This is a genomic window from Legionella shakespearei DSM 23087 (assembly GCF_000373765.1).
GTDB lineage: Bacteria > Pseudomonadota > Gammaproteobacteria > Legionellales > Legionellaceae > Legionella > Legionella shakespearei.
Genome location: NZ_KB892381.1, coordinates 73,811 through 84,771, shown reverse-complemented (window position 1 = coordinate 84,771; position 10,961 = coordinate 73,811). Strand labels below are relative to the sequence as shown.

The window sequence follows — 10,961 nt, the reverse complement described above, 5'->3', positions numbered from 1 at the left end:
GGTATAGTTCGAGCTATGTATTGGTGCAGGAAATAAAGTACGTGACAGTATAACTGTTCCGCTTCCTGACGGTCGCGGCTCGGTTTCCGTGCGTTTGTATCTACTTTATCGTGCACCAGAAATCTGAGCCGCGACTGTTAAGGAGCGGAATTTTTGTCGGGGCACTGGCCTGGTATAGTTCGAGCTATGTATTGGTGCAGGAAATAAAGTACGTGACGGTATAACTGTTCCGCTTCCTGACGGTCGCGGCTCGGTTTCCGTGCGTTTGTATCTACTTTATCGTGCACCGAAAACCGAGCCGCGACTGTTAAGGAGCGGAATTTTTGTCGGGCATCGTTTCCTTTAGTTAAGGTGAGTTAATGAATGTGAGAGCAAGCTTAAGATTTGTTGTCTTGAGGAAGCCCTTTTTAATTGGCACAATGAACAAACAACGGTCTAATTTAACGCTATTGACATTTAAATTGTAAATTTTTGTGATTTTTTAAACTATTAATGATACAAAGAAAGTAAGTTTTACATCAGTTTTGACAGGTGTTTCAATGAGTAAATCAACGGAAGATTTAATCAGTTTATTAACAATACAAAAAAACATGGAATGTAAAGACCTAAGTAAAACCATGCGAAGCAGAACGGTTCGCAGACCAGTTATCATTGTTGAAGAACCAACAGAAGAAGAACGCAAACAGGAAGAAAGTGCTGTGCAACGGATTGATTCTTTATACCTGAAATTGGAGCAATGCATTCAAACCATGCCTTCATTTCTTCCTGTCGTAATACCCAATGCCCTTCGTCAGGATTTTATCCTTAAATCAGCCATCCCCGATTATCATCAGGCTATAGAGGAACGTGACAGACTCATTAGCACCGCACAAAAGAAAATGCGTATATGGCATGACCAGTCGGGTTATCATACGGACTTGGAAAAATTGTTGGTTCATACTTTAAACACCTTAACAGAATTGGAGAGTAAACTTGTCTTTCTGTATCCGAAAATAAAAGAAAGGCTTAATCTTATAGCACCTCAATCCCTGACACCTCAGCATCTCACCACAGCACAAGAACAATTCAAAAACTCGCTAGAGTGTTTTTTACTTTCGTTTTGCTCTATTGATTTAAGTGATAACAACTGCGCCCATACTCAATTGTGTAAAAATCAAATGGGGGCTTTTAGCAAAGAATTAATCGGCGACCTTTATAAACCAGAGATGTGTCTGAATCCTGATTCAGTAAAAAAGCTGGATCTTCATCTGCGTCAACACTTGAGTTTACTCTCAATACCAGAGCGAATATTTACTGGGGCCAGAGAGCAATCTATCAAGCCTACAGAAATAGAACCCTTGATAAAGGATTTAATTGCCGCACAGCCGGCACACTTTAATGCTATAAAGGCCGCAAGACAACTGGCAGAACTTTATAATCTGATCGCGAAAATTGAAGCCTACCCCATTCATCAACTTATAGAAATCAGCACTCTGGCATCCAGCCAAAAAGCACAGGACAGGGAAATTAACCAGCGCTATGAAATGCTGGAACGAGCTCTGAATGACATTTATGTAGCACTGAATAGAGAGCTGTCTCTTTTTACAGGTTACACGCACCGAACTAATTCAAGAGTTAAAAATGCCCGTACCCTGTTGCATCAGATAGAACTAAATCGTAATCAACTGTCTGTGCTGATGACTGAGTTTAAAAAGGAGGTTGAGCAATGTGAATCGCTTCATACCCCCTTGCAACGTCTGGATCACCTTACATCAAAACAACAGAACTTCTTACAGCAATTAAAGGACATGCAACAACAAATGGTGACGCAATCTGAAGAAGTGCAACAGCATATCGAAATATTGCAAGAGCATTACAGGGACTGCCGTTTTGATTTAAGCCATCAGTTGCAAACAGCGATTACCCAGACCAGGCTCGCGCTGCAAAATCAAACGCCCAGCCTGCATGAGGAAGAAATAGCGCAGATTGAGCAGTTGCTTCCCTGGATCAATGATTTTGCCAATCAATGTGATTTAAGTTCATTAGAAACCAGAACCAAATATCGCATCAGTCAACTTGAAAAATTGGTGCGGGATTTTAAAAATGATTTGAAAGTGTATTGGGCAACTGTGATACGTGCTTTTCTTGCCCCGGACATGCCTGCTGATTTAATCAAACAGGGTACGGAGCTGAAATATACTTCTATTCTTTTGCACAGCTATAAAATGACCTGGCAAAATGCTGAATTGAATAAGCTCAATCCTTTCAAGCCTTTACTTGAAGAATTTGGTCGTTTGGCTGATAAGCAAATATCCGACTTGATTGATGAGTTCTCTTTTCTGAGTCAGACTAAAGAAGAATATCTCCACAGCTGGATTATCGCAATGCAGCAGCACAGTGAAATCACGCAATTGATTGTGTCCAAAAGGACTGATTTGCTCTGCAATGCAGAATTTATTGAGAAGCGGCTGGCGAGTAAGCCCTATTTGACCTGCGTCCAGAGTATGAAAATTCTTGAGGCGGCGTTTATTAAAATCTTTAACGCGAATATAGATTTTGCGATATCACAAAATAAAAACTGGTCTCAAAAACTGTCTGATTTAAAACAACACCCTTATGCGGTGATAAGACGAACCATTATGAGTAAGGAATCGGCTGCTTTGTTGAATCTGGTAGATAACCGTCTGATGTTATTGTTCCATTTACATACAAAGCTGGGATTTTTAAATGAAGAATACATTAATAGAAATACCGAACTATGCAGTGATGAGGCCTATGCTCATCATTTATTCAAAATTGCAGCAGAGGGTGATGAGTTATTGGTGGCTATGGAAAAAAGGAATAATCAGTTTGTTGGTTGGGTCAGGGACACGATTCTGCAACCGTTACAACAATACAATCCCCCATCCTGCCATTCCCTGTTTTTTGCCCCAGCCAAGGATGAGCTGACGACCAGGCTGGATGATCATCTGGAAGCTGTTTTTATGCGGATGGCGAGGCAGTAAAATGACTGTAGCCCGGTCTGCTTTCAGCCAGGAAAGCATTTCCATGCACCGATCCCGGTTGCGAGCAAACCGGGCTACCCCTCACTTCGATTGGTATCCGGCCTGCTTGCAGCTGTCTCTTAATCACATCTTTGCTATTACCCAATTCACGTCGTCCTGAGCGCGTCTTTTTGCGCGAAGGATCTCCTGAAAGTGGCATAGTGCCAGTGGAATGGAGATCCTTCGCGCAAAAAGACGCGCTCAGGACGACGTGGATCTGTGAGGGAGAGAGGGAAGAGTTTTGGATGTAGCACAATGCCGTAGCCCGGTCTACTTGCAGCCGGGATCGAAGTGGCACAATTCCCGGCTGCAAGCAGACCGGGCTACACAAACATCTTAAATGCAAGCAACCGGGCTACGATTTATGAAGGATTGAACTGTAGCTGTTTTCATCTCCACCCACGGGAGTTTCGAAGATACCAGAATCATTAAAAATGAAGACAACATTGGCCTGGATTTCTCCTAAAGCAAAGGTATCAAGCACCTTATGCATGTCCGTTTTTGTTCCTATAGGTACGTTGTTCATATGACCGAGTAAAAATCTGACTTTTTCTATATCAGAAAGAAATGGAGCAAATTGAAAGTATCCGGAAGCCAGTGGCCCTAACTCTAAAGTAACCTCGTTGTTGGTATTCCTCCTGAGGGTTAATACCGGAGGGGCGTAACTTAAAAAGAAGGACAATTCATTTTCAAAATGTACTGTCAGAATATTGTTGATAACACGTATTGTTCTCATTAATGTATCTTGCGTTGGTCGATAAGTGGAGTCGATTGTAAAATAAAAGTCTACTTTACACAATATTTGCCCTCACCGATCCCGGTTGCAAGCAACCGGGCTACGCTACTACATAAACTTTGGGTTAACTTCAGGGCTGTAGCCCGTATTAGGCGCCAGCCGTAATACGGGGAAGCTCTTTGCCACTTCGATCCCGTATTACGGCTGGCGCCTAATACGGGCTACACCCAGGCCCACTCAGGCTGAGATGCTCCACTCAAAGAACAGACGTCGCTAAAAGCTGCTTTGCTGTGAGCAAATCTTCTTTGGTGTTAATGTCTTGCAATGGTTCAACGCAAGCCACATCTACTTTAATCGCATGCCCTGACCATAAAACACGTAATTGCTCCAACGCTTCGGATTGTTCCAGTTCACACACTGGCCAGGTGACAAAATCAAGTAAAAAGGCGGCTCTGTACGCGTACAAACCTATATGACGAAAGGTATTGCCATAAGATTGGCTATCATCCCTGTTCGCCGGGATGGCGCTTCGTGAAAAATATAAGGCATGATTGTCGCGGGTTCGTACTACCTTAACCACATTAGGATTATGCAACATCTCCAGATTCGCAATAGGCCAGCATAGGGTGGACATAGGCGCATGACTCATAGCCAGGCCTTTAGCCACCTGACGGATTAACTGTGGATCAATAAAGGGCTCATCCCCCTGAACATTGACTATAACATCATCGGCCGCGTAATTGCCTTTGGCGACCACTTCCGCAATGCGATCCGTTCCTGATTGATGCGAAGGCAAGGTCATGACCACCTCCGCGCCAAAGGAGCGGGCATGATGCGCAATTTCTTCATGATCAGTTGCAATAACCACAGTCTGCGGCTGTGCCAGAAGCGCTTGTCTATATACACGCTCAAGGACAGTCAGGCCATTCAAATCCTGTAACAATTTTCCCGGAAAACGGGTGGATTGATAACGTGCAGGAATCACTACATGAAAATTGGTGTTCATAATTTTTCTTTTTCTTCTAAAGTAATAATGCGTGCCTCATGTTCCAGCATGACAGGAATATCATCACGAACAGGGAAGGCCAAGCGGTCAAAACGGCAAATCAATTCCTTCTTTTTCAGTAATAACTTTCCCTTACATAAAGGGCAAACTAATAAATCCAATAATTTTCTATCCACGCGCATCTCCTTGGGTTACCTGATTTCGCACATATACAGGTTGTGCTTCTGCTACTGGAACCGGTTTTATATGGGTGTTTTGCACTAAACGAATCATTGCCCCGGCATTGGGAAACTGCTCCAGCCTGGTACTGATTTGTGACTTTATCTTCTCTGAAAATCCATCCCAATACAAATCAATCCCCACGCCGGCAAGAACAACCGATTCGTCCACGGGCAAAGATATATCCTGCACTGGATTAACAGCAGCCACAGCTTCTGACTGACCTGCGGGAAAATAACTCCAGTACATTTCCTGCATGCGGGCGTCCAGAACGGTCAAGACAGAAGAATGGGCACATTCTTTCTGTTCACGAACAGACCAGGCAATAGCAGCCAGGCTGCTTACCGGAATTAAATCCAGATCATGGGCAAAGGCTATTCCTTTGGCCATGCTGCAGGCAATACGCAAACCAGTAAAACTGCCCGGCCCGCAACCAAAAATAATACCATCTAACTGGTTCAGTTTAATGCCGGCATGAACCATTTGCCGGTCTATCATAGGCAATAATAATTGGGCATGAGTTCTTTGGCTGTCCAGCACTTCACAGGACAGTTCATCACCCGCCAGCAAGGCAACGCTTGCTCGTTCGGTTGAGGTATCAATCGCTAACAGTTTCATAATCCAGAGCCAACTCTTCAATAAAATTTAATACTTTAGACGCGTCACGAGTCCTTGGTATTTGCGGCAAACTCGCCAGTATATGCCGGCCATATTCTCGTCCACTCAAGCGCGGGTCAGCAATCATCAACACTCCTTTATCCGTGACATCACGAATCAGGCGCCCTACTCCCTGCTTCAAAGCAATAACTGCGTTGGGTAAAGACAATTCATCAAACCCGGAAAGCCCTCTGTCTTTTAAATAAGCCATTCTGCCGCGCGTCACCGGATCAACAGGACTGGCAAAGGGTAATTTATCGATGATAACACAGGAAAGCGCCTCCCCTTTTACATCCACCCCTTCCCAAAAGGTTGCCGTGCCTAATAAAACAGCATTCCCTAATTGCCTGAATCGCTCCAGCAATATAGGCTTTGCTTCATCCCCCTGCACCAAAAGCGGGTAGTTTAAAGTATTGCTCAGCATTTGTGCAACAAGTTTTAAGGCTTTATGACTGGTGAAGAGGAAAAAACAACGCCCGCCACAGGCTTCAATAACGGGTAAAGCCCTTTGTAAAAGAGCCGTATAATAAGCGGAGTCTTTGGGATCTGGTATGCCGCGCGGTAAATAAAGTAATGCCTGTTGCTGATAATCAAAGGGGCTTGGCAATAACAGGGTCTGTGCCTTTTCTAATCCTAAAGGCTTACAAAAACAGTCAAAGGAAGAAGCCATGGTCAGAGTTGCCGAAGTAAACACATAAGTACAAGACTGGCTCTTGAGCAACTGGCTAAAGGGTTCAGCAACGTCATAAGGTGTGGCGTGAAAGACCAGAGTATGTTTAAAGCGTTCGAGCCAGCGAATCTTATCTTTTGTGGCCTGATTAAAAGACAAGAGGATTTTATCCAGGTCTTCCAGGCGTTCCTTGCAACGCGATAAACCAGGTACTTCAGCAACGGTCTCATCACTCAGGCAGGCCATTAATTCATCTTTTAAGGTCAGCCAGTTATCCCAGGCTTGTATGAATGCTTTATTACGCCTGATATCCTCCCATCCCATACGCTCTTCGCGGACAGGCAATGAGCTGACTAATTCATCCATCAACTGGTCTGCCTTGTGGCTCAAGGCTTTCAGGGGTTGATTGGCTAAATCCAGAACTGGCCACTCATTAATGACGTCATTCAATAAGTCAGTAAACTGGCGTGTTCCTATGCGCTCGCCATTAAAATTGGTGGCTATTTCTGCAAGCTGGTGTGCCTCATCAAAAATGACCACGTCCACACCGGGCAAAAGTTCACCAAATCCATCCTGTTTCAAACGTGAATCAGCAAAGAACAGGTGATGGTTGATCACCACGATATCAGCATCCAACGCCCGCTTGCGCGCTTTAACGAGAAAACAGGTTTCATATTCAGGACATTCCGCCCCCAGGCAATTCTCTGTTGTTGACGTCACATAACTCCAAACCGGAGAATCTTCACTGATTTCGGGTAATTCAGAGCGTTCACCATCTTTCATTTGCGACAATTTATCCCTGACATGCAAGACTTCATGAGCGCATTGCGGGCTTTGAAACTGCCCCTCTTCCGCATGCAAAGCCACCCGATGCTGGCAAATGTAATTGGCACGCCCTTTTAAATTCTGAATGCGTGCAGACAAGCCTAAAGCGCGGACCAGCGTGGGTAAATCTTTTTGGAATAATTGATCTTGCAAGGTTTTAGTCGCAGTGGATATAAGCGCTTTCTTACCGCTTAATAAACAGGGCAGCAGATAGGCAAAGGTTTTTCCCGTACCCGTACCTGCTTCAGCAACCAATGTGGATTTGTTGGCTATGGCCTCTGCAATGGCTACAGCCAAATCAGACTGGGGTGCTCGGGCTATAAATCCGGGGATTGCGGTAGACAGTCGCCCCTTGTCACTAAGAATTCGCCGACAGGATTCAGCGAGCGAGGTTATTTCGTCCACTCTTTTTGCAGGTATTGTAATTTGTCTTTAACATCTTCCCAGTCCTTGGCATCTGCGGGGGCTTCTTTCAGGGCAGTAATATTGGGCCATTTCTGGGACAGTTCCGCATTGAGCTCTTTAAACTGCTGCTGATCAGGAGTTAAATCATCTTCAGAAACAATGGCATTAACCGGGCACTCTGGTTCACAAAGGGCACAGTCTATGCATTCATCGGGGTGAATAACCAGAAAATTGGGGCCTTCATAAAAGCAATCTACGGGACATACTTCAACGCAATCTGTAAATTTACATTTGATACAGCTTTCTGTAACTACAAAAGTCATAGTATACCCTCAATATAATCAGGAAAAATAAGGGATATTAAACCATAAAACACCCCTTTGAGGCTAGAGTTCGGGACGAATTCTCTGACCTTGAGGAATGGTAGAACCGTAGCCCGTATTAGCGAAGCGTAATACGGGAAACTGCCACGTCGATCCTGTATTACGCTTCGCTAATACAGGCTACGAGCCTGGCACCATTCCTGCCTTCAGGAGATCCTTCGCGCAAAAAGACGCGCTCAGGACGACGTGGATCAGGGGGACGATGTTTATCCGAAGTTCACATTGGTCTAATCATTCTCTCCGCACAATGACATTCATCAATAGACAAATGATCTAAAAATAAACATAACGACCACAATGTAACTTGAAAGCCAATTCATTTTGTGTTATTTTTGATCAAATTTAATTAGATAACACAAATTCTAAATTCAGGTTAATCCCTCGCTAAGGTTCAGTTAAGGATCTTGTAATAGAATTAACCTTTTGAACTTTAGCTGTACAAATCAGTGCTACCTATTAATCAATTGATTTAATTAGTTTTTCTGGAGTAAAAAATGGTATTGCAATTACCACCACAACGTTTTAAAGATCTGCTGGCTCTTGTTAATCAATACAATACAACACCAGAAGACGATCCTGTCCAGCGCCTCTTTTATCTGCAAAAGATCAACTACGTGCTTGCCAATACCGCTTTAAATGAAGATTTATATGCATGGATAAATGAAAGTGGCGAAGGCAGCTGGCAACAGCATTTAGAGACTTATAATATCAATCCCAATGCTTCATTCTTTCTTAAAGGCATCCAGTTTGCTCAAGCCATTGCTGCAACAATTAAAGACAAGCCCGCTTATGACATTGAAGGAATTCCGGCTAATGACAGAGAATATCCCTTACTGCAAGAAAGAGATGTTCTTTTAAAAGAAGGCGCTTTCGCGACCTGCCGTGATCAATACATTGCCGTCAATTTGAAACTTGATGCACTGGTTCACACCGATAACAGGATTAAGCAGTTAGTTGAAGAGCATTCTCTGATTTTAAAAAATGTCCATGTCAAACTGGAGGCTATTAAAGGCAAGGAACAAACCGAACCCCTCAAAGCCGAAGATCAGGTTAAAATTCATGTTGCCTACAAAACAGAGGAACTTGGTAATCAGGTAAATAATTTCAATTTTAAATTCGAGATGGGAGGGTGGGAAAAGCCCTTTGTATTCCGAGTGGAAGACAGACCAGAACTGGGGCTGGAACAGAAGCTTCATTCTTATCCTGTCGCCAAATATTTTATTGAAGACTTTGCTGTATTCATGATGCAATTTAAAGGTGAAGAATCGCCGGTAGAATACAAACCTGTAGTACTAAGCCAATTTGCTAATAAAGGGAATCTGGCGGACGTGGCCAGAAGACTGCAAAACAAAAAGCCCGTGCATATTGCTAGTCAGACGAATTTTTATTTTACCCAACTCGCTGATTTCTGCCTCAAGCTTATAGTAGCCAAAGCCTATCATCCTGATATAAAACTGACTAACTTCCTGGTTAATGACAATTTAATACGGGTCAGTGATAGAAAAACAATTGTTGAAAATGGAACACCCAAAGCCAAAGACATACGCAGCAGCCCGCTTTATGCGCCGGAAGAGTATTTAAAATGTATCTCTCCCCAAATGACATTTAATTCGAATGCCTATAAAACCACCATTAACATGGAACAATTTATGGCCTTCCAATTAGGTATTGCCCTAAAAGAGTTCCTGGTCTTGACTCAAATGAACGAACTGCCTGATGATTTCAGAAATCCTGATCGCAGTGCCGCATCTTATTTTACATCACCACCAAGACAAATTATCAATTTATCTTTATTGGTTCAGGAATTAACGCGTAGTGAACCTGAAAAACGGATGACTATTGCCCAGTTTCAGGAACTGTTGGTTTATCATATAAGAGAACCTGAAGCTTTCTACCGACAAGTAGAACGAGTATTACCCTCTTCTACTTTGGGTTTACAGGAAGATCTGGATGAAATAAAAGCACTGCTTGAAAATGACTTCAGTAATGATGAGCTTCTGGCCCGATCGAATATAATCTTTAAAAAGATTTCAGACAGTGATCCTAAAGAAACCCGTTTAACCCGAGTGGCGGAAAAACTGGCTAAAAAATGTTTCCTGCAATGTTCAAAAGAGTATTTTCATGACTGCTCAAAAGAAATTGAACAAGCCTTACCTGTTGCTAATTGGAATGAGGCTCCCTGGTACAGAAAACTCTTGTATTGGGTGACGTTCGGCTATTATGACGTTGATCCGGTAACAGATTATACCAAGGTCAAAATTGATCGCGATTTAAAAGGCAGCGAATTTCAAACCCACTTCCCACAACTTGAATTCCTTCCTGCTGACGAACTGAATTATCTTGGTGAAGCGGAAAGCCTTCATTTTAAAGATTTCATATATGATCATGTGGTTCAAATTCTCGAAGAAGAATCAGAAAGTAAAACATCATCTGATACAAGCCCTGCGGAATCAGGCAGTGAAGACACTGGCCCTACTTTGGCTGATAGTGTCAAACTGGATTCAGGTACTATTGTAATAAGTACTATTGTTATAAAAGATCAGGAAGAACCTGCTTCATTGCTTGAAAATGCAGGAGATCTGGACGCAGCAAGTGTTGTAGTAAAGGATAGCCCGGTTGCGTCTTTAGCAGATACTGGACCGCTTGAATCGGGAACGATTGTTGTCAATGAAGATGCAGAAAAAGAGAACGGTTATCCAGAAGCGTTAAAAAGACATAGCTTTTTTGCAACACCGAAACCAAGTGCTGTTCCTGTAAAACTGAAACCGGAATTACAAAAGGTAGACAGTGTCAGAACAGCACTGTTCAGAGGCGATTGGAGCAATCGTCGTGGAAACCAATTTAAGAGAGGTGCGTTGGCCGATGTGAACTGGCAGCCGCCAGGTGGTGAGCCAAACTCGGAGCTAGCATCTCCGGCACCTTAAGGCATTATTAGCCGCTCTACGTCGTCCTGAGCGCGTCTTTTTGCGCGAAGGATCTCCTGAATGTGGCATGGTGCCAATTTGTAGCCCGTATTAGGCGCCAGCCGTAATACGGG

At 43.4% G+C, this 10,961-nt stretch carries 8 protein-coding genes; 2 read left to right on the top strand and 6 right to left on the bottom strand.

All coding sequences use genetic code 11. From position 1 onward, the window contains the following. Nucleotides 1–539: 539 nt before the first annotated feature. A complete protein-coding gene (locus tag B094_RS0100360; protein WP_018575803.1) occupies nt 540–2,984 on the top strand; it encodes a synaptonemal complex protein 1 in 2,445 nt (814 codons plus the stop codon). Nucleotides 2,985–3,378: 394 nt separating this feature from the next. Here the strand turns inward: B094_RS0100360 and B094_RS0100355 are convergent, their stop codons facing one another. From B094_RS0100355 to fdxA, 6 genes are all read right to left on the bottom strand, one after another. Further along, the gene (locus tag B094_RS0100355) at nt 3,379–3,759 is read right to left on the bottom strand and encodes a hypothetical protein (protein ID WP_018575802.1); all 381 of its coding nucleotides are present in this window, start codon (nt 3,757–3,759) and stop codon (nt 3,379–3,381) included. A gap of 256 nt (nt 3,760–4,015) precedes the next feature. Further along, nucleotides 4,016–4,765, bottom strand: coding sequence for a 3-deoxy-manno-octulosonate cytidylyltransferase (gene kdsB / locus B094_RS0100350; protein ID WP_018575801.1), 750 nt, complete (start codon nt 4,763–4,765; stop codon nt 4,016–4,018). Then, nucleotides 4,762–4,941: a Trm112 family protein gene (locus tag B094_RS0100345; protein WP_018575800.1), complete on the bottom strand. Its 180-nt coding sequence runs from the start codon at nt 4,939–4,941 to the stop codon at nt 4,762–4,764. The genes kdsB and B094_RS0100345 overlap by 4 nt, the downstream gene beginning before the upstream one ends. Further along, on the bottom strand, nt 4,934–5,602 hold the full coding sequence (gene tsaB, locus B094_RS0100340) for a tRNA (adenosine(37)-N6)-threonylcarbamoyltransferase complex dimerization subunit type 1 TsaB (RefSeq protein WP_018575799.1): 669 nt from the start codon (nt 5,600–5,602) through the stop codon (nt 4,934–4,936). Before tsaB ends, B094_RS0100345 begins: the two co-directional genes overlap by 8 nt. Next, a complete protein-coding gene (yoaA, locus tag B094_RS0100335; RefSeq protein ID WP_026253799.1) occupies nt 5,583–7,541 on the bottom strand; it encodes a DNA repair helicase YoaA in 1,959 nt (652 codons plus the stop codon). Before yoaA ends, tsaB begins: the two co-directional genes overlap by 20 nt. Beyond that, entirely contained in the window at nt 7,529–7,864 is a 336-nt protein-coding gene (gene fdxA / locus B094_RS0100330) for a ferredoxin FdxA (protein ID WP_018575797.1), read from the bottom strand. Before fdxA ends, yoaA begins: the two co-directional genes overlap by 13 nt. Nucleotides 7,865–8,418: 554 nt before the next feature. Here fdxA and legK7 point away from each other — a divergent pair. Beyond that, the gene (gene legK7 / locus B094_RS0100325; protein WP_018575796.1) at nt 8,419–10,848 is read left to right on the top strand and encodes a LegK7 family Dot/Icm T4SS effector kinase; all 2,430 of its coding nucleotides are present in this window, start codon (nt 8,419–8,421) and stop codon (nt 10,846–10,848) included. The last annotated feature ends 113 nt before the right edge of the window (nt 10,849–10,961 follow it).

Excerpts from the sequence above, each read along its gene's own strand:
- kdsB (WP_018575801.1), bottom strand. The coding sequence starts at position 4,765 with ATGAACACCAATTTTCATGTAGTGATTCCTGCACGTTATCAATCCACC.
- tsaB (WP_018575799.1), bottom strand. The coding sequence starts at position 5,602 with ATGAAACTGTTAGCGATTGATACCTCAACCGAACGAGCAAGCGTTGCC.
- B094_RS0100355 (WP_018575802.1), bottom strand. The coding sequence starts at position 3,759 with ATGAGAACAATACGTGTTATCAACAATATTCTGACAGTACATTTTGAA.
- B094_RS0100360 (WP_018575803.1), top strand. The coding sequence starts at position 540 with ATGAGTAAATCAACGGAAGATTTAATCAGTTTATTAACAATACAAAAA.
- fdxA (WP_018575797.1), bottom strand. The coding sequence starts at position 7,864 with ATGACTTTTGTAGTTACAGAAAGCTGTATCAAATGTAAATTTACAGAT.
- legK7 (WP_018575796.1), top strand. The coding sequence starts at position 8,419 with ATGGTATTGCAATTACCACCACAACGTTTTAAAGATCTGCTGGCTCTT.